Genomic DNA, 19,861 nt, shown 5'->3' with positions numbered 1-19,861 from the left:
TACTCTAACGCGCTAATCTGGAGTGCATGCCAGTAAACGAGGAAGCACCTTTCACCGCGCCAGATGCGCGTTCCCGCCCCGTCCGCATGGTTTTTACAAGCCGTGCCGGCGGGGTTTCCGCATCTCCCTATGATTCTTTCAACCTGGGAGATCACGTGGGTGATGATCCACAGGCCGTCGCAGCAAACAGGGCGCGGCTCTCACGTGTCCTAGGCCTCGAGGACATCGTGTGGATGGAACAGCTCCATACCAACACAGTCACTGTGGTCGAGGTCCCGCGCGAGGACCCAGTGCCCGCGAGCGATGCCATAGTTACTCAGTGCCGCCGCCTCGGGTTGGCGGTGTTGGTGGCTGACTGCACCCCGGTCCTGCTTGTCGACGTCGAGGCTGGGGTGATAGCCGCAGCCCATGCGGGCAGGCTGGGCGCGCGCAACGGTATAATCACGGAGACTGTTCGCACCATGGTGGACCTTGGCGCGCGGCCCGCAGCTATCCAGGTGCTCATGGGGCCTGCTGCGTGCGGGGCGAATTACGAGGTCCCAAAAGCGATGGCAGTAGACGTCGACAAGCACCTGCCCGGGTCTAAGGTGCGCACCTCTAAGGGGTCATGGGGCGTCGATGTGCGCCGTGGACTTGTGCGCCAATTGCTCGGGCTCGGCGTAATGGCGATTCACTCCGATCCGCGCTGCACCATTGAGGATGAGGACTTCTTCTCCTATCGGCGCGAGGGAACAACCGGCCGGCAAGCTGGGGTTATCTGGCTCGAGGCGGCGCAAGACTAGGCCTGTAACAGAGGCCGATAGAAGCATAGAAAAAGACTGAAGGAAAAACACTAATGAGCAAGCAGGAATCCACTGCCTTGACACTGGAAGCGGCGAGCAAGCGCAAAGAGGAGCTGCGCCGGGGGTTGGAGCGCACCCGGGCCAGCATTGCGGAGCTTTCTCAAGCGGCGGGCAGGGAACAACCGCAGCTTTTGCCGGTGACGAAGTTCCATCCCGCGGAAGACATCGCCTTACTGGGGGAGCTTGGCATCACAGATGTGGCCGAGAATCGCGAGCAAGAGGCCCGAGCCAAGGCGGCGCAGTTGCCCGAGATCGGTTTCCATATGATTGGCCAAGTGCAGACGAAGAAGGCTAATCACGTTGCGCGCTGGGCTCGAAGCGTACATTCTTTGGATTCTTCAAAGCTCGCACAAGCCCTCGACCGCGGGGTAGCCCTTGCATGTGAACGCGGTGAGAGGGAAGGGGGCCTAAACGTTTTCATTCAGGTTTCTGCCGATGCTGACACTGCACGCGGTGGCGTACCTGTCGCGGGCGTCGGTGACTTGGTGGCTGAGGTAGAAAAACTAGAGCACCTTAGTCTCCAGGGCCTCATGGTTGTTCCCCCTCTCGGCGGCGATGCGAGTGAGGTTTTTGAACAGACGCGTGCGCTCACCGATGAGATGACGGAGGGCTTGGGTCGCAAGCTTTTGCTTTCTGCCGGAATGAGTGCGGATATGGGTGCTGCCATCGCCGCGGGCACCGATATTGTGCGTGTCGGAACCGGCATCATGGGGCCTCGGCCAGTAGTTTGAAAATCATCGTAAACGCGCACTTCACGGTATAAATCACTCAAGTAACATCAGTAACAATAGCAACTTTAGTTGCCGGTATTTTTTGGGATTCTGGCACTAGCGTTCTCGGTCACGAGGGAGACCCATCAATGGAATTTTTCAACAAGACGAAAGAGTTCTTCGGCCTGGGGCCGATGGACGTCGAAGCTGACGAGGCTTATTTCGCGGAGGATCGTCGCTACGAGAGCAACGGTGCTGCGGCCTATGCCCCGCGTTCTGCTTATGGCTCTGTCGCTGTTGTTGAGGAGGAGCAATTCGTGCCCCGCATCGTTGCCATCTCCCTGACTTCTTTCAATGACGCGGCCCGAGTGGGCGAACCCTTCCGTGAGGGAGATGCCGTAGTCTTCGAATTGACCGATGCTGAGCGCGGTGCGGCTAAGCGTTTCGTCGACTTTGCAGCAGGCCTGTGCTTCGCTTTGGAAGGGCGCATGATCAACCTGACCAAGGTGCTAAAGACTGACCGCAAGGTTTTTGCCATCGTTCCCAAGGACGCAGACTTCAGCAACGCGGAACTTGAGCACGAGGCCGGCCTGCGTTAGTGGCGCGCTCTCGGGCCGGCGTGCGGCGAGACGCAACGGGACTGGCCTAAATCTGCAAAGACGGGGGTAGTTCCGATAGGCTCGTTTAACGTGACTGAATTTGGAATCATTTTAATTTTCTTGGTGAGAATCTATACGTGGATTCTCATCGCCCGCATCCTCATCGAGATGGTCCAGTCTTTCTCGCGGCAATTTAACCCGCCGCGGTGGTTTATGGTCCTGGCTGAACCGCTCTTTGTAGTCACGGATCCGCCAGTTAAGGCCCTGCGCAGGATAGTTCCCCCGCTGCGCCTGGGTGGGGTCGCCCTCGATGTTTCCATCATCGTTTTATTCCTCATTTTGTCTTTGCTTTCCATCGTTCTGCGCATCATCTTCTTTGGATAGATTCGGGCCGCCAGCGTTTAAAACGCTGTGTACGTCCGTGGGTGCGAGAGGATAGGGCGCGCGTGCGTCGAGAGGCGCTAGGGGCCCAAATCCTAAACCCCAACCCTTTTGTTGATATTGAGACTGTGGCCAACGTGGGATAATGTTAGCGATTGGTTACAATGATTTAAGACAATACGTATTATTGACCGCACAAGATTGATTGTGGATTCGACCCGCGTGTTAGCGCGGGAAGGGTTTGCATCTTCACAGCTCTGGAACTACCGGGGCCGAACCGACTTGAAGGGGAAGAGAAGTCAATGCCACTGTCACCAGCTGATGTCCACAACGTCGCTTTCAGCAAGCCGCCGATTGGCAAGCGTGGCTACAACGAGGACGAGGTAGATCAGTTCCTCGATCTCGTAGAGGACACCCTTGCCCAGCTGCAGGATGAGAACGATGATTTGCAGGCGCAGGTCGAGGATCTCACCTCCCAGGTTAAGTCAGGTACCGGTGCAGCTCCCGCCAAGGGCGCTGACGAGGCTGCGATTCGCCACGAGGTTGAGTCCAAGCTGCGCGCGGAATACGAGACTAAGCTGGCGGACTCCAAGTCGGAGATTGCAAAGCTTAAGGACGAGGCTCGCACCGCCCAGGAGCAGGCTAAGACCGCAACTGCTGAGGCCGCTAAGGCCAAGCAGGCTTCTGCCTCCGAGCGCCCTGCAGGCTCCGCTTTCGCGGCGGCGTCCTCCGCAGGAAATGCCGATCTAAAGTCTGCGCGTGAGGAAGCCGCGCAGGCCAAGAAGGAGCTAGAGGCAGCACGCGCTGAGGCTGCACAGGCCAAGCGCGAGCTGGAGCGCTCGAAGAAGCAGGTCGAGGATCTGAAGAAGGCTACGCCGGCCAAGGCCAGCACCGCTGCTGCGGCTGGTTCCGCTGCTGCTAGTGGCATTGCCACTCCGGATACCCACATGCAGGCCGCCCGCGTCCTGGGCTTGGCTCAGGAAATGGCAGATCGTCTCACCTCCGAGGCCAAGGCCGATTCCAGCTCCATGCTGGCGGATGCCCGCGCTGCTGCCGAGAAGCAGCTCTCTGAGGCGGACACGCGCTCCAAGGCTCAGCTGGCTGACGCACAGAAGAAGTACGATGCACAGCTGCTCGACGCTGGTAACCGCGCCAAGAAGCTCGTCTCTGACGCTGAGGCGAAGGCTAGCCAAACCGAATCCGAGGCCAACGCCCGTGCTGAGGCCCGTATCCGCCAGGCAGAGGACAAGGCTGCCGCGCTCCAGGCAGATGCTGAGAAGAAGCACACCGAGGTCATGAACACGGTGAAGCAGCAGCAGACTGCACTCGAGGCTCGCATCTCCGAGCTGCGTACCTTCGAGCGTGAGTACCGCACTCGCCTCAAGACTCTCCTGCAGTCCCAGCTCGAGGAGCTGGAGACCCGCGGCACCGCTGCCCCCAACGGTGACGCTGGAAAGTCCCATAACTAGCGGTAGATTATCTCCGCTCTCCGTGTAGCGCTCCCGCCACTTAGTGGCTGGGGGCGCTATTGTGGTTTTATCGCAGCCACCACCCCTGAGTAGGAAGGGCACCCACATGCTCATAGCCACCCTCGTGTTGGCCTTCGTGTCCTTCGTTGCCTTTGTTAACTACATTTTGAACCCCGCTACGTGGTCGCTCGTCGTGCTATTTGTCACTGCAGGCCTAGGGCTTATTCTTTTTGTTATCGATTGGACGAGCAAACAGCGTCAAGACAAAGCAAAGAAAGCTCAAGTGGAAGCCTTTGAGGCTGTCTCCGGCACACACGAGGAAGAAGAGCCTGAGCACCATCCATCTTCTCGCAGCCACAGTCGCGAGTTTCCCGGCATTGGAAAAACCACGAGCGACTCAGGGGAACCTGGTCCAAACAGCCCCTCTGTCTAAGCCCTCCCTCTGCTTGATTCTGTTGTGCACTCCAAGTTGAAGAGAATGCGTGACTCTGCGCTGGGTGCCCACCTCAAGTGCACTGTGTGTTGACAGGCGCGCTATACTCTTCGCAGATGCATTGATCCGGCTATCACCGTGGGAGCATTTCGGAAGAAAGTGTCGGCGCTAAGCGCAGGCATCATTAGAACCGAGCGGGTGGGACCGAAATCTCCTTCACTGCCAATCAAGCGGGCACCTAGAGCAGGCGCCAAACAGGGTGGTACCGCGCATCTTTGTGGATGCGTCCCTGTGCACCGTAGATGACGAGTGAAGGATTGATTGCACAGATGAGCGTAAACAACGTGGGCGGGGTGTATCCCAAGGTCGACATGACAGGCGGTTCCCACCGTTTCCCGGATATGGAAGAGCAGGTTCAGAAGTTCTGGAAGGACGATGACACTTTCAAGGCTTCCTTGGCCAGGACTGAGGATTGCCCGGAGTACATCTTCTACGATGGCCCGCCTTTTGCTAATGGTTTGCCGCACTATGGTCACCTGCTTACCGGCTATGTCAAGGACATCGTTCCGCGCTATCGCACCATGGCGGGCAATTATGTGCCGCGAGTATTCGGCTGGGATACCCACGGTCTTCCTGCTGAGCTAGAGGCGGAGAAGCAGCTAGGCATCACCGACAAGGCTCAGATTGAGGAGATGGGTCTGGCCAAGTTCAACGAGTACTGCGCCAAGTCCGTGCTGGAATATACCGATGAGTGGAAAGACTACGTCACGCGCCAGGCGCGCTGGGTAGACTTCGACAACGGTTATAAGACCATGGACCTTGACTACATGGAATCGGTCATGTGGGCTTTCAAGGAACTCTACGACAAGGGCCTTATCTACCAGGGATTTAGGGTTCTTCCTTATTCTTGGGCAGAGCATACCTCGCTGTCTAATCAGGAAACGCGTCTCGATGACTCTTATAAAATGCGTCAGGATCCGACTCTCACGGTGACCTTCCCGGTCGTTGGCGCATTGCCGGGGACTGCAGCGGAGACTACGTTGGCTGAGCACCCTGAGCTTGGTGAGGCCGACTTCATCGCGTGGACCACCACGCCGTGGACGCTGCCATCCAACTCGGCTTTGGCCGTTAATCCTGACATTGATTATGTTCTGGTCCAGGTCACCGCTGAGGGCGCTTTCGCCGGAAAGACTCTGATTCTGGCAGATGCCCTGCGTGGGGCCTATGCCAAGGAGCTGGGCAAAGACGCGCCGGTTCTTGCTACTTTCAAGGGTTCTGAGCTCGCTGGCTTCCGCTACCAGCCAATCTTCGACTTCTTCCCGGATCTGAAGAACGGCTACCAGATCATCGAAGCAGACTATGTCACCACCGAGGACGGCACCGGTGTTGTTCACCAGGCCCCGGCTTTTGGTGAAGACGATATGAGTAGCTGCAACAAGTACGGAATCGAGCTGGTGATCCCCGTCGACGAGGATGGTAAGTTCACCTCCCAGGTACCTCCTTACGCCGGCCAGCTAGTCTTTGGTGCCAACAAGAACATCATCAAGGATCTCAAGGCTGCCGGTCGCGTCCTTCGTCACGTCACCATAGAGCACTCTTATCCGCACTCTTGGCGCTCAGGCGAGCCGCTCATCTACAAGGCGCTGCCTGCGTGGTTTGTTAAGGTCTCGGAGTTCCGTGACCGCATGGTGGAGCTCAACCATGAGGAAATCGAATGGCTGCCTGACCACATCCGCGATGGACAGTTTGGCAAGTGGCTCGAGGGCGCCCGTGACTGGAACATCTCCCGCACTCGCTACTGGGGAGCGCCGATCCCGGCGTGGGTATCTGATAACCCGGATTATCCCCGCGTGGACGTCTACGGTTCTCTTGACGAGCTGGCGCGTGACTTCGGCACCCGCCCCACGAGCCTGCACCGTCCTTACATCGACGAGCTCACACGTCCGAACCCGGACGATCCCACGGGCCAGTCCATGATGGTGCGCGTGCCTGACGTGCTCGACTGCTGGTTCGAGTCTGGTTCCATGCCCTTTGCGCAGAAGCACTACCCCTTTGAGAATAAGGAGTGGTTCGAGACTCACTCGCCGGCAGACTTCATTGTCGAGTATTCCGGGCAGACTCGTGGATGGTTCTACGTCATGCACGTTCTCTCCACGGCGCTCTTTGACCGTCCGGCCTACAAGAAGGTCGTGGCTCACGGCATCGTCTTGGGCAATGACGGGCTGAAGATGTCGAAGTCGAAGGGCAATTACCCCAACGTCAACGAGGTCTTCGACCGGGACGGTTCTGACGCTATGCGTTGGTTCCTCATGTCCTCACCCATCCTGCGCGGCGGTAACCTCATCGTCACCGAGCAGGGCATCCGAGAGGGCGTGCGTCATGCCATCTTGCCCATATGGAATGCATATACCTTCCTGCAGCTCTATGCCGGAAAGGAGGCGAAGTTCGATACCAGCTCGACCAATGTGCTTGACCGCTACATCCTGGCCAAGGTGCATGACTTGGTGGAAAGCGTCAATGCGGCACTTGCCAACACTGACATTGCCACCGCGACGGAGGAGGTGCGCCTTTTCGCCGATGCTCTGACGAACTGGTACGTACGTCGCTCTCGCGAGCGTTTCTGGGCTGGCGATGAAGAGTATCCGGAGGCTTTCAACACCCTGTACACGGTTCTAGAGACCGTAACCCGCGTGGTTGCGCCGCTGCTCCCGCATATCTCCGAGGTCATCTACCGCGGACTGACGGGGGATCGCTCCGTACACTTGACGGACTATCCGCAGGCATCCGATTACCCCGCCGACGCAGAACTAGTGGCCTCGATGGATGCGACTCGCGCTGTAGCTTCGGCTGCGTCTTCGGTGCGCAAGGCTAATAAGCTGCGCAACCGTCTGCCGCTTCCCAAGCTCACTGTGGCGATGGCTGGCTCTGCTCAGCTGGCGGATTTCAAGGACATCATTCGTGATGAGGTCAACGTCAAGGATGTCGTCCTCACCGATGATGTGAGTGCGGCAGGCACCTTCGATGTGGTCTGCAACGCCAAGGTTGCCGGTCCGCGTTTGGGTAGGGACGTACAGCGTGCCATCAAGAATCTCAAGGCTGGCAATTATGTGCGCCAAGGCTCCGACGTGCTTGTCGACGGCGATATTGTGCTCAGCCCCGACGAGTACACGGAGCGCCTCAAGGCAGCAGACCCGGATTCCACCGCACGCATCGAGAATCTCGAGGGACTTGTGGTCCTAGACACCACGGTCACTGAGGAACTCGAGGCCGAGGGCTGGGCTGCCGACGTCATCCGTGGGCTCCAGGACGCCCGCAAGGCCTCGGGACTCGAAGTCTCGGATCGCATCCGGGTTGTCTTGGCAGTCCCAGCAGAGAAGTTGGAGTGGGCGCAGCGCTTTAGTGATCACATCGCCAGCGAGGTCCTAGCCACGGAGCTATTTATCACGGACGAACTCCCCGCCGGGGAGGCTCACGACGTGGTCGAGGGCGTGAGCGCCACCGTGTCCAAGAACTAGGCTCAGGGCTCCCAACCAAGGGCCTTGAGAGGTTCTTCCGGTTAAGACTGAGTGGTGGGAGTGGCAGGCTAAACGCGAGTCCCTTGCCGGTATTTTCCGAGACCATCTCCACCGCACAGTCACAGTCTTGACCATTGTTGGTGCTTGGCCGGCTGGGTTTGTTTTTGGGGTGCCGGAAGTCGCCGTTAGGCGGTGTTGTCCTAACGGCTGGTGTGCGGGGGTTGCCAGACTATTGTCCCGCCTTGGCGGGTAAGGCGCCCGCGCTGTGGTGGCGCATTCGGATCATCCTCATTAACCCCGTTGTGGTAGTTGCACAAGGTCACCAGGTTGGCAACGTTAGTCTCCCCGCCGTGCTTCCACGGCGTGAGATGGTGGAACTGGCCCCGCTCTGCCGGGGTGTTACAGCCCGGCCACGCGCACGTGGGGTGCTCTGCTGCGAGCATTGTGCGCTGCTTTGTTGAGGCGAAGCGCTCAAAGCGGTATAAGTCCACCGGCCCCTGCGCCCGACTTATCACCGTAATAAGACCCTCGTTAGCACAGGCACGCTCTACAAGCTGCGCGCCGGTGATAACAGTCCCACTGGTGGTGCGTATCATCACATCATCGCGCTCGCGGCGTACAAGCTTCCCGTAGTCCTCCAACTGGAGGACTGCCATGGTCGTCACACGAGTACGCCCAGCCGGGGCCCCGTCTGCCTTGCCGAGCATGCGGGCGATAAAACTCTTACCCGGATGCTGCTGGTCGATGGTTCGGAAGGCATCTGCCATATCTAACCCATTGCCGGTCACTGTCAAGGTAGCTAGCCCGTTGGGGTGTTGGCGTAGCATCGCGCGCTCGCAATACGTGCGGGGGACACGCATCTCGCGCAGCCGGCGCCTGGCTACCGCAGTAACCTGCTCGCTTGGCGTGGCGCATAGTTCCAACCGCAGGTTCCACGCATCCAGTTTCCCTGTAATGCGGCGGGTAAAGGATTCGATCTGGCGCAGGGTACTCAGAGTGTGCCCGGTACGCCGAGCAGAGTTAACGGCCGAGCGTTGCTTGCCGGTATAGGGTGTGGGGCCGAAGTAGATGGTGTGCAGGCTTATAAGCTCGGCGGCATCCTGCGCGCTAGCCCCCATCTTTTCAAGGTCCGCCGCGGATAGCCCCGAGCACTCAGCAACGAGGTCAACACCTCGGCTAAGTTGTGCGAAGTACTCCTGCAAGCCCATGACCGCCACGCTAAGACACCGCCACGCGGTACGACAATCCCCAACCCGCACCGAACAAGGAAAACTGTGGATAACTCACCCGCACCGCCCCGGTTATCCACAGGCGGGCCGCCTCGCCAGAATTAGGCAGTGCGGGAGCAAGGCCATCCGGCCTATCCTGAAGGATCAGGCCCAAGCGGAGGACAACCGACCAACAAAACCAATGCATTCTAAAAGCGGAAAAGCCCCTAGAGAAAGACCCAGGCAGGCTAAACTAGCTCCGCGAGCAGCGTGTCGAGGGTATCCTCCGCGCCGCGCTCGTGGAGCAGGGTCAGGATGCGGGCGTATTCGCTCGTGAACTCCGGCTCGTCGATGAGGTCACCAAAGACCTCACGGTCGCGCAGGAAAGCGAGAGTATCCTCGCGGTTGTGTGAGGCAGATTCCTGCAGGCGTTGTGCCATCCGATCATTTATCGCGATGGGCTCGCCATCTTCATCGACCCCTTCCGCGTAGCGCGCCCAAGAGGCGACGATGGCCGCGGATAGAGTAACTGGGGCCACACCGCTGGCGAGGTTCTCTCGAACCACGGGGAGTAGCCACTTGGGAATGCGATCCGAGGACTCGGCGCACAGGCGTGCGACCGTGTCTTTGACCGCCGCGTTGCCAAAACGTGCGATGAGTTCCCGGCGATAGGCGTCGAGGTCTACTCCCGGCAGCGGACGCAGGGAGGGGGTTCCCTCGCGTTCCATGTACGCCAGCAGGAAGTCAGCGAAGCGCCGATCCGCCATGACATCGTGGACGAGGCGGTGGCCCGCCAAGTATCCGAAGTAGCACAGGCCCTGGTGAGAGGCGTTGAGCAGGCGGAGCTTCATCAGCTCATAGGGAACAACGTCCGTGACCATCTCGACGCCGGCATCGGCGTGGGGCGGACGCCCGTCGACAAAGTTGTCCTCAAGAACCCACTGTAGGAAGTCCTCGCATACGACCGGCCATTCATCGACGTAGCCGTAGGCGCTTTTGATTTCTTCCCTTTCTGCGTCCGTGGTTTCGGGAGTGATGCGATCAACCATGGAGTTGGGGAAAGATACCTCCGCGTCGATCCATTGCGCGAGTTCGGCATCAACCGCACCGGCGAAAGCGAGGAACATGCGGTGGGCCATCTCCCCGTTGCCCTGGATATTGTCACAAGACATGACGGTAAAGGGTTTTTGAGCGCTGGCTCGCCTGGCAATCAGGCCAGCGGTGATAAGGCCGTAGAAGGTGCGCAGACTCTCGGTGCGTCCTTCCTTGAGCTCTGCTATATCGGCGGCGACGCGCTCGTTTGTGAAGTCGAATTCTCCCTTGACGTGGTCGAAGTTGTACCCGCCCTCGGTGACCGTGAGCGAGACAATTTTGGTGGACTCGCGTGCCAGTACGGAGACCGCCGCCGCCGGATTGTCGGGAGCGAAGACATAGTCAATGATGGAGCCGATGATGCGGGAGTTGAGGGTGCCATCGGGAGACTTTTCGGTGAGCGTGTAGAGGCAGTCCTGGGAGTGCAGTGCGTCGCGCATGCGGGCGTCGGAAGGCATGACGCCCATTCCCACGATCCCAAAGTCGAAGGCCTCACCCTGCCGCAGGAGGCGGTCAATGTAGAGCGCTTGGTGGGCACGGTGGAAGCCACCCACACCGAAGTGGACGATTCCGGGCTTTATGGCTGAGCGATCGTAGCCGGGAACGTGCACGTCAGTGTCTCGGGCGATGGTGTCGAGAGCAGAATTGGATAGATGGATAGTGGACATGGGGTGGGAGTTCTCCTTTGCGGAAGGTACAGAAACAGGTTTCAGAACTAGACTTCGGGACTTGAGTTATGAGGTCGGAGGGGGCAGGTTAGGCTACCGGGACGGGTCTTTGACCTCGTCGCGTGCGGCAGCCTCCTCGAAGGTCTCCTTGACGCTGAGCGCGGGAACGCCGTCGAAGCCTGGCTGGGTCCCGCGTAGCGAGCGCGTCATCAACGCGGCGAGGAGGAAGAGGCCGACGAAGATGCAGATGAGGCCAGTTGCTCCCACGAGCGGGTAGAAGATTGCCACCAGTGCGGGGCCTGCGGCGACAGCGCCACCCACGCCCAGGTTGTATGCGGCCATGGCAGCGCCGGGGCGAGAGGGGTTGAGGGATACCGCGATGGGAGACAGTGGAACGAATCCGGCCAAGGAGATGCCGAAGAGCGCGCCGCAGACCAGGGTGAGGGCGAAGCCGACGCCATCGGGCAAACCGAGGCCGACGGAAATCATGGGGACGAAGTACACCAGTGACAAGGTCACGGCGCAGGCAAGACAGCCTGCCCAGACGACGGTCTTGGACCAGCCGAGCTTATCTCCCACGCGTCCGTAGAGCGGGTTGAAGGGAAGGTTCACGGCGTAGATGACGGTGGTCAGAATAAGGAACCATGCCAGCGGCCAGTCGAGGCGTTCGGTGAAGTACACCGGGAAGAACACGGCCATGGCATAGGTGGGGATGGAGTTAATGGTGCGGATGTAGGCGACGAAGCGAGCGCGACGATCCCGGGCTAAGAGCCGGAAGGAGGCTCCGAGAGTGGCGGCGACATCTTCGGAGTTTTCCACCAGGGGCGCGCGGCCGATGCGTTCTTTGACGCCGATTAAAGCGCAGAGAGCACCAATGATGACGAGCACCAGCGAGAGCCAGAGCGTCTCGTAGAAGTCGAGGTTAAATAGGGACATCGAGATTGTCGCTGTGAGCGCGCCCAAAGTGGGGAGACCTGCGGAGAATGCGACGTAGAACCAACCGGTGCCCGTGCCTAGCTTGGCGGCGGGGGAGACGGCTGTAATCCACACGAGGAATCCATAGGCAAAGAGCGGGTAGCCAAAGCCGCGGAGTCCGTAGCACAGGAACACGAGGACGGTGTTGCTCGTGGTGAGCGCCACGAGCAGGAAGAGCAATTCAAATACCACCCAGATGCTCGCGCCGAGCATCATGACTTTGCGTGGGCCCCAGAGATCTGAGAGCGCTGCTGCAAAGAAGGCGGCCGCCGCCACGGCGACACCGTAGACGGTAACGAGGGTGCCCACCGAGGAGACGGTGAAACCGTGCTCGCCGGAGAGGAAGGGCTCGAGGATATTGGTTTCCACGCCGTCGCCGATCATGAAGATCGCGAGGCCGATAAAGCCCCACAGGAGGGGGCGTGGTAGGCCCATCCGTTCTATCAGAGTTTCGGGAGGTGCGACATCGTGCGCCATGAGGAGGAACTCCGTTTCTAGAGTCGAATGCTTGTGTGAGTTCATGCGTCACATGCGGAGGAGGCACCTAGAGAGCACCCGGGCCCAAGGAATACGTGAACGATGAATTATGTGAAATCTTGTTAGTATGTCAAGCGATGTGAGCTACATTTCATAAACTAACACCAAAATAACAGAAGTCAACATATTTACGTGAAATGATGTTGACTATGTGTGATTAACTACCCCTCGTCGAGGCGCGCGCATGGGGACTGGGCCCGTTTAACAAGGAATTTCTCATTCATTCCCGGATATATGTGATATTTTTGTTAAAAACCGGCGCAGTTTCACGCTGGCATTGAAAAGTTGGATTGAAAAACAAGAAACAACTAACAGAAGCAACTAACACTGTGCAGACGAGGTCAAGGAGGTGCTCCCCATGGACGATGCGGCAGAAACGCGCTTGGGCGTGGACTCGCGCAGGGCAGAGATTCTGGACAGGATTCGCGTCGAGCGTCATGCCCGCACTGAGGAGTTGGCGCGGCACTTTGGGGTAAGTCCCATGACCATTCACCGTGACTTGGAGCAGTTGGCGGAAGCCGGGAAGCTCGAGCGTATCCGCGGGGGAGCACGTGCCATCGAGGAGGAGTTCACTGAGCGCGATGTCGTTATCAGGCGCGCCACCAACACGGCGGTTAAGAGCGCGTTGGCTCAGGAAGTGGGAACTCTCATAGGTAAGGGTGATGTCGTTGCGCTCGATGATTCCACCACAGTCGAGGCCTGCTTGCCCTTCGTTCTAGCGGCCCAGCCTTCTGGAATCATCACACATTCCCTCAAGCTCATGACGGTGGTGAGTAAGTCCACTCCGCACTTGGTGCTCACCGGCGTGGGCGGGCGCTACGTCGCCGCCACAGATTCTTTCTTAGGTACCGCAACGTGCCGAGCCGTGGACCGTCTGCACGCTTCGGTGACTGTCGTGTCCACCACTTGCATCAACGGCACAGGCATCTATCACCCAGATGAGGACGCGGCGATTACGAAGGCTTCCTTCGTTAAACTCGGCACGCGCAAGATCCTGGTCGTAGATTCCTCGAAGTTTCTTAACTTCGGCATGCACTTCGTGGCGAGCCTAGCGAGCTTCGATGACATTGTGATCGACTCCAACCTGAGCACCGCCCAGAGCGAGCAGCTGCGTGAATCGGGTGCAAGGATTCACCTTGTGGATACCCCGGCTCCTGAACCGACACTGCCTACCGCCGCAATCCTTAAATAGCGTTCCGAAATAGATTCTGAAATCAAATAAAAGAAAGCACAGCAATGACCTATGTACTTGGCATCGATTCCTCGACGCAGTCATGCAAAGCCCTGCTTGTCGACGCCGCCACTGGCCGGATTGTAGACGAGGGCCGCAGCACCCACCCGGCAGGCACCCAAGTGGATCCCGCAGCGTGGATTTCAGCGATGGACCGGGCTACGGCCGGCCTCATCGAGCAGGCGGATGCCGTCTCGGTTGCGGGACAACAACACGGCATGGTCCCCCTCGACGCACGGGGCGAGGTGATCCGTGACGCGATGTTGTGGAATGACACTTCCTCGGCACCGCAGGCTGCGCAGCTGGTTGAGGAGTTGGGCGGACCTGCCGAGAGCGCCAGCCTGACCGGTTCGGTGCTGGTGGCCTCCATTACCGGCACGAAGTTGCGGTGGATGCGCGACAACGAGCCTGACAATGCCGCCAGGACAGCGGCTGTAGTCTTGCCCCACGACTACCTGACTTGGCAGCTGGGCGGAAGAAAAGAATTGACGACGGATCATGGCGATGCCTCTGGCACCGGCTACTACTGCCCGTGGCAGCGCAAGTTCCTCCCGCAACTAGCCGCGCAGTATCTCGGCCACGAGGTAACCCTCCCGCGGGTGGCAGAGCCCAATGAGATCGTGGGCACCACGGCCTCCGGGGCCGCCATTGCCGCAGGTACAGGCGATAACATGGCGGCGGCGCTGGGGCTTGACCTGCAGCCGGGCGACGTGTGCGTCTCGGTGGGGACCTCGGGTGTGGCCAGCGCGATTAGTGATCACGCGGTCGCTGATCCTTCCGGTCTTGTCACCGGCTTTTGCGATGCGAGCGGAAAGTACTTGCCTCTGGCCTGCACTCTTAATGGTGCGAAGGTCCTTGATTTCGCAGCCATGCTCTTGGGCGTTGACCACTCCGGGCTATCTGAGCTGGCACTGGCGGCTCCTCCCGGAGCGAACGGTGTGACACTCTTGCCTTATTTCGATGGGGAAAGAACGCCCAACCGCCCGAACGCGACCGGCATGTTCTCGGGACTGCGCACTGACACCACTCGCGCCGACATCGCGAGGGCAGTGGTCGAGGGGCTCTTGTGCTCTATGTTTGATGCCGTCGAGACCATCGAGCGGGTCACCGGCTCCCCGGCCAAGCGTGTCTTGCTCATCGGCGGGGCGGCCAAGAGCGAGGCTATGCGGATCATCGCGCCGCAGATCTTCGGCGTGGACGTGGTGGTCCCAGAGCCGAGCGAATACGTTGCTCTGGGCGCAGCTCGCCAGGCAGCGTGGGCACTGAGCGGTTCTGCCACCCCGCCGCAGTGGAGCGCAGCCGGGACCACGGTCTATACCGGGGACCACGATCCACTGCCAGTGCAGCGCTATCAACGCCTGCGCGATATGACCGAAGACTTCCAAGCTCTCGGTGACTTGCAACTCTAATTGCCAGCACTATGGCCGCAAAACAGTGCGGCGGTCTAGAACCCACATCTGGGAACTAGACCGCCGCATTGTTTTAGTTACTACGCCCTAGCGGCGCGTGCCTGGCAGGTGCGAGCGCCAAGCGCAAGCAACATTGACAAGGCAGACGACGGCGAGGCCTGCGCCGATGATGAAGAGGTTGGTGAACCCAATCAGCGGGGCAAGCGCGCTGAAAGCCATCGGGATGAAGAATCCGGTGTAGGCAATGGAGTAATACACTGCAGTCAGGCCAGCAAGTTCACGCTCGCCAGCGATACGCTGTACCTCAGACAGGCCGGCAACGAGGGCCAAGCCATAACCGGCACCCATGCTGGCTGCTGCGGCGATGCCCAAAGGCAGCGACAACGTCTTTGCAGCGATGGCACCCAAGATGGTGCCGACGGTGATGACTGCCATTGCGATAGCGGAGGCACGAGCTGACTTGTGAGTATCGATTACTCGGCCGACCATCTGAACGCCTACGCCGCAACCCAGGGTGATGACTGTCATCAGGCCGGAAAAGGCGATAGGTTCCTGGCCAGCTGAGCTCGACAAGAGCTGCGGCAGCAGAGCATAAGCAGCGCCGGCACAACCAAAGACCCACGGTGCAACAGGGACGACCACGCGCAGGAAGCGCTTGTGAGCTGCAGTAGGAATGTAGAGCATGGCCAGCATGTCGCGAACGCGCAGCTCAAGGATGGTCTCTTTGACCGTCACATCGTGCGGCTGCCTAGTCTCTGGGGTCTTGGTGAGCCAGATGGCAGTAACCAAGGTCAAAAGGATGTGCAAGACATAGGCCAAGTGTGTAGGCCATGGTCCCCACTGCGCCAGCACGGAAGCGATCCCGGCACCGACGAGGAATCCTACGGTCAAGCACAACGAAGCTTTACGAGCACCTGCGGCTGGATCGCCGCCAGCACGAGCAACCAACTCGGTGATCCATGTCGAACCCACGGCCATGACTAGGCCCAAAGCCATGCCGCACAAGATGCGACCCAAGGCAATGACGAGGGGCTCATGCGGGGCGATGGACAGGAGGAAAGAGCCGATGAGGGAAAGCGGGGCAGCGGGAAGAAGGCTGGGGCGGCGTCCAATGAGATCGGAGAGCGGGCCGCCGATAAGCAGCGCGGGAATGATGCCGATGACATAGGCAGCGAGTAGGCCGTTGACTGTGACCTGGGAGAAGTTTGACGTCTCCCGGTACATCACGAGCAACGGGGTGAATTCATTACCGCCCCAAGCCACGGCGATCATGGTGCCGGCTACGGGGAACCATGAGTGCTTGGCGTAGGTCTTTCCGGCGACATCAATGTCGAGCTTGGGGGTTTGGACAGAAGCTTCTTTGGAAACTTCTGCGACGGGTGAACCCTCCTTGACGGTGGGGTTGGGTTGTGCAGAGACAGTCACAGTTGCTTCCTTGAGGAATTGAGATGGTCGTCGAGGATGGACAAATAGGAAGTCAAATCGCCGGCTTGCAGGGCAGCACTTAGTGTTTTGTGTTGGGCTACGTAGGCGCGGGCGCGCTCCAAGTTGCGCCCGACTGCCTTGGCGGTAAAGCGCTGTTGGCGCTCGCGAAGGGTATGGCCTAAGTTCGCCAACAGGCTGTTTCCGCCGTTATCCATGATCGTTTGGTGAAACTTGGCATCGAGTTCAGCGTAGGTGCCAAGATCCTCAGCGTCGAGCGCGGCGGTTTGCTCCGCGATGATGGCATCCAAAACGTCCGCGATGGCGTCGCGTTCGGAGCCGCTGAGGTTGCATATATGCGTTGCAGAGTGCTCGTCGACAAGCATGCGAGCCTCGAAGACCTCGCGGATTTCCCGCGGGCTAATCGGGACCACAAGGGCTCCGCGTTTGGGATAGAGCTTGATAAAGCCCTCAACCTCGAGACGCAAGAAAGCCTCACGCATGGGGGTTCGGCTCATGCCTAGTTGCGAAGCCAAGGCCGCTTCCGAGAGCATCTCCGAATCATCGAAGGTGCCTTCAATGATGTTGGCCTTGACGAAGCAATAGGCGCGTTCCGCCGCCGGCGGGGTAGCTGTGCTTACATTCTGCATGTGTACAGCTTGCATGCAAGAAGTACTTTTTGTCTACTTGTCGTGAGACATTGCTCATAGTGCGCGAACGTGAGAGCTAAGAGATACACAGGGCCCGCCATGTCTTAAGCCTCAAGGTTGAGCCTCACGTCTCAAGCGGAGAGGTTAAGCGGACGGGAGGCAGCTTTGCTCGAATAAGGGCGTTGTTTCTACACTAAAATACATGCAGCGCTGGGTCCTACACATCGACATGGATGCCTTCTTTGCCTCCGTCGAACAGCTCACCCGGCCGACTTTGCGCGACCGGCCAGTTCTCGTGGGCGGCCTAGGAGGCCGTGGCGTGGTTGCGGGGGCATCCTATGAAGCACGCGAATATGGGGCGCACTCGGCCATGCCGATGTTTCGTGCGCAACAGCTCGTGGGCTCGCGGGCAGTGGTTGTAATGCCACGTCATGCGGTGTATTCAGCTGCCTCTCGGCGTGTGTTTGGAATCATCGCTGCCCACGTCGGTGTCATCGAGCAGCTATCCATCGACGAGGCTTTCATGGAGCCCGTGGCCCTGCGCGGGGCCAGCGCCGGGGAGGTTTTTGAATGGGCAGAGAATCTGCGTGCCCTTATCCGTGAGGAGACAGGACTGCCGTGCTCCATTGGTGCTGGGTCGGGTAAGCAATTTGCCAAGATTGGGTCCGGGGAAGCCAAGCCCGATGGGACCTTTGTCATTCCTGTAAACAAGCAGATTGAGATGCTGCACCCCCTGGCGGCGAAGAAGCTGTGGGGCGTGGGGCCGGTTACTGCTTCGAAACTAAGCTCCATTGGGGTGGAGACTATTGGCCAGCTGGCGAACATGACTCAGAAAGAGGTAGAAATCTCGCTCGGCAACACGGTTGGTATTCAGCTGTGGCGCCTCGCGCAGGGGATAGATGAGAGGGAGGTTGCACCCCGTGCCATTTCCAAACAAATCTCCACGGAGCATACCTACCCCAAAGACCTACTCAGTGTCACAGAGGTCGATGCCGCGATCCTCAGAGCAGCACAGGGAGCGCACCGGCGTCTGCTGAAGGACGGGCGCGGCGCCCGGACTGTGACGGTGAAGCTGCGGATGGCGGATTTCCACATCGAATCCCGCTCATCAACGCTGCCTTATGCCACCGACGATATTAAGGTGCTTCAGGCCAGTGCGCTCCGGCTGGCCAGGTATCCCGAAGAGCTGGGGCCTATAAGACTTGTTGGGGTGAGCTACTCGGGACTGGAGGAGGCCAGGCAGAACGTCCTCTTCCCTGAGCTAGATCGCGAGCTGGTTCGTCCGCCTGCCCCAGACAACGACTTTGAAACCGGAGTCGGGGGAGCAGTCGTGGGGCCAGAAGGCGAAGCCATGTCCTCGGAGACGGTGGTGGAGGGGCTGACGCTGAACGCGAAAGACCCGGGAGACGCAGAAAAGACGTGGCGGACCACGGAAGATGTCTATCACCCCGATTACGGCCATGGCTGGGTACAAGGAACGGGGCACGGGGTGGTCAGCGTGCGCTTTGAAACTCGAGCGACGGGTCGGGGAAAGAGCAAATCCTTCGCTGTTGACGATCCGGCGCTAAAACCTGCGGATCCGCTCGACTCGCTGGCTTGGTCGGAGTGGTTTGCTGCTGAGAGCTAGATGAAAGGGAGTGCTAAAACGCCGGGGCAGTGGCGAAGGCTTCGCTCACAGGCACGCCGCTGGCCAGTGCGGCGGAGAGCAGGATTCGAGCCTGACCCGGGCGAAACTCGCCAGCGCTCACCGCGCCTTTGGCATTGAGCCTGGCGCCGCCGCCATCGCCGCCATAGACCATGGCGGTCGCGCCATAAGGTGCCCGCGTGCAGATGACCACAGCCACGCCGCGGTCGAGCGCGCGTTCCACGGCCTGGCCCATGGCGGTGCTCATGTTTCCGGAGCCCAAGGCCTCAATGACGATGCCGGGGAAGTGTGCAGAGGCGACATCGACAAGCGTGGCTTCCGCGCCGGGATAGGCGGCGATGATGGCGACAGGATGGGCCGCAAGTGAGGCTGCAGGCAGGGGAAATACCCCGGGAAGCCCGGGGGAGACGGCCATGGCCTCGAAAGCCACGAGGGAACTTGTGTGGCGCTTGCGTGCCCCCCGAGCGCGAACGCTGACCCCGCCGAATTGGATATACACACCTGCAGGCTGACGGCGCATGAGTCCCACGGCATCGCACAGGTTACCCGGGCCATCACCCTTGGGATGGTCGAAGGCGCGCTGCGCGCCGGTAAGGACGATGGGCTTATCGCTCCCGTGGAAGATATCGAGTGCGAAGGCGGTTTCCTCCATGGAATCCGTGCCATGAGTTATCAATACTCCGGAGATGTCTGGACGGCGTAGCTGTTGGGCCACGACGGCGCGCAGCGCGTCAAGATCGGCCAAAGAAATATCGGACGAATCCAACTGCCGGAATTCAATAACTTCTATATTGGCTGCAGAAGCAAGGCAAGCAGCCAAGTCCTGTCCAGTCACGGTGGGGACGAGTTCAACTGCGGCGTTAGTGGTGCACGCGATGGTGCCGCCAGTGGCTATCAGCGCTATGGTCTGGTGCGGGGCAGTGGAGAGGCTCATGCATTCCTAGGTTAGACCATGGATTAATCGTGGCGTTGACTGTGAGTTGGCTGGCGAATTAGGTGTTCGCGGGCACGGGATAGCGGGTATAAGCCTGCGTCCCTATACAGTGGAGGGTTAGAAATTGGTGCGTGTACGCCG

At 59.4% G+C, this 19,861-nt stretch carries 16 protein-coding genes; 10 read left to right on the top strand and 6 right to left on the bottom strand.

Going from position 1 to position 19,861, the window contains the following annotated elements; genetic code table 11:
* Window positions 1-26 precede the first annotated feature (26 nt).
* The 7 genes from pgeF (at window position 27) to ileS (ending at window position 7,949) form a co-directional block, all read left to right on the top strand.
* Window positions 27-782: a peptidoglycan editing factor PgeF gene (gene pgeF, locus F4V60_RS08075; protein ID WP_075730116.1), complete on the top strand. Its 756-nt coding sequence runs from the start codon at window positions 27-29 to the stop codon at window positions 780-782.
* Window positions 783-835: 53 nt separating this feature from the next.
* Complete coding sequence (locus F4V60_RS08070) at window positions 836-1,573, top strand: YggS family pyridoxal phosphate-dependent enzyme (protein ID WP_075730115.1); 738 nt, start codon at window positions 836-838, stop codon at window positions 1,571-1,573.
* A gap of 128 nt (window positions 1,574-1,701) precedes the next feature.
* Window positions 1,702-2,151 carry a cell division protein SepF gene (locus F4V60_RS08065; protein ID WP_075730114.1) on the top strand — a complete coding sequence of 150 codons (450 nt, stop codon included), beginning with the start codon at window positions 1,702-1,704 and terminating at the stop codon, window positions 2,149-2,151.
* 90 nt (window positions 2,152-2,241) lie between these two features.
* Window positions 2,242-2,535 (top strand): YggT family protein, encoded by a 294-nt coding sequence (locus tag F4V60_RS08060; protein WP_075730113.1) that lies wholly within the window; start codon window positions 2,242-2,244, stop codon window positions 2,533-2,535.
* Window positions 2,536-2,834: 299 nt separating this feature from the next.
* Entirely contained in the window at window positions 2,835-4,001 is a 1,167-nt protein-coding gene (locus tag F4V60_RS08055; RefSeq protein ID WP_075730112.1) for a DivIVA domain-containing protein, read from the top strand.
* Between the two features lie 106 nt (window positions 4,002-4,107).
* Window positions 4,108-4,434 (top strand): hypothetical protein, encoded by a 327-nt coding sequence (locus F4V60_RS12770; protein ID WP_075730111.1) that lies wholly within the window; start codon window positions 4,108-4,110, stop codon window positions 4,432-4,434.
* A 329-nt stretch (window positions 4,435-4,763) separates the two neighbouring features.
* The gene (gene ileS, locus F4V60_RS08045) at window positions 4,764-7,949 is read left to right on the top strand and encodes an isoleucine--tRNA ligase (protein WP_075730110.1); all 3,186 of its coding nucleotides are present in this window, start codon (window positions 4,764-4,766) and stop codon (window positions 7,947-7,949) included.
* Window positions 7,950-8,149: 200 nt separating this feature from the next.
* Here ileS and F4V60_RS08040 read toward each other — a convergent pair whose 3' ends face one another.
* From F4V60_RS08040 to F4V60_RS08030, 3 genes are all read right to left on the bottom strand, one after another.
* Window positions 8,150-9,157, bottom strand: coding sequence for an HNH endonuclease signature motif containing protein (locus F4V60_RS08040; protein WP_075731215.1), 1,008 nt, complete (start codon window positions 9,155-9,157; stop codon window positions 8,150-8,152).
* A gap of 248 nt (window positions 9,158-9,405) precedes the next feature.
* Complete coding sequence (locus F4V60_RS08035) at window positions 9,406-10,917, bottom strand: mannitol dehydrogenase family protein (protein ID WP_075730109.1); 1,512 nt, start codon at window positions 10,915-10,917, stop codon at window positions 9,406-9,408.
* A 93-nt stretch (window positions 10,918-11,010) separates the two neighbouring features.
* A complete protein-coding gene (locus tag F4V60_RS08030; RefSeq protein WP_075731213.1) occupies window positions 11,011-12,369 on the bottom strand; it encodes an RbtT/DalT/CsbX family MFS transporter in 1,359 nt (452 codons plus the stop codon).
* Between the two features lie 418 nt (window positions 12,370-12,787).
* On the opposite strand from F4V60_RS08030, the gene F4V60_RS08025 reads away from it, so the two are divergent.
* Both F4V60_RS08025 and xylB read left to right on the top strand, forming a co-directional pair.
* Entirely contained in the window at window positions 12,788-13,621 is an 834-nt protein-coding gene (locus tag F4V60_RS08025; RefSeq protein WP_075730108.1) for a DeoR/GlpR family DNA-binding transcription regulator, read from the top strand.
* A gap of 44 nt (window positions 13,622-13,665) precedes the next feature.
* Window positions 13,666-15,069, top strand: coding sequence for a xylulokinase (gene xylB / locus F4V60_RS08020; protein WP_075730107.1), 1,404 nt, complete (start codon window positions 13,666-13,668; stop codon window positions 15,067-15,069).
* 87 nt (window positions 15,070-15,156) lie between these two features.
* On the opposite strand, the gene F4V60_RS08015 is transcribed toward xylB, so the two are convergent.
* Both F4V60_RS08015 and F4V60_RS08010 read right to left on the bottom strand, forming a co-directional pair.
* Window positions 15,157-16,341, bottom strand: a complete 1,185-nt coding sequence (locus F4V60_RS08015) for an MFS transporter (RefSeq protein ID WP_075731211.1) — start codon at window positions 16,339-16,341, stop codon at window positions 15,157-15,159.
* Between the two features lie 149 nt (window positions 16,342-16,490).
* The gene (locus F4V60_RS08010; protein WP_075731209.1) at window positions 16,491-17,141 is read right to left on the bottom strand and encodes a GntR family transcriptional regulator; all 651 of its coding nucleotides are present in this window, start codon (window positions 17,139-17,141) and stop codon (window positions 16,491-16,493) included.
* Between the two features lie 202 nt (window positions 17,142-17,343).
* Between F4V60_RS08010 and F4V60_RS08005 the strand changes: the two genes are divergently transcribed.
* Complete coding sequence (locus F4V60_RS08005) at window positions 17,344-18,768, top strand: DNA polymerase IV (protein ID WP_075730106.1); 1,425 nt, start codon at window positions 17,344-17,346, stop codon at window positions 18,766-18,768.
* A 13-nt stretch (window positions 18,769-18,781) separates the two neighbouring features.
* Here the strand turns inward: F4V60_RS08005 and F4V60_RS08000 are convergent, their stop codons facing one another.
* Window positions 18,782-19,720, bottom strand: a complete 939-nt coding sequence (locus tag F4V60_RS08000; RefSeq protein ID WP_075730105.1) for an asparaginase — start codon at window positions 19,718-19,720, stop codon at window positions 18,782-18,784.
* Between the last annotated feature and the right edge of the window lie 141 nt (window positions 19,721-19,861).

The organism is Corynebacterium flavescens, from assembly GCF_008693105.1.
Classification (GTDB): domain Bacteria; phylum Actinomycetota; class Actinomycetes; order Mycobacteriales; family Mycobacteriaceae; genus Corynebacterium; species Corynebacterium flavescens.
Note: the sequence above shows the minus strand (reverse complement) of the source record. Positions and strands in the feature narration are given on the sequence as shown.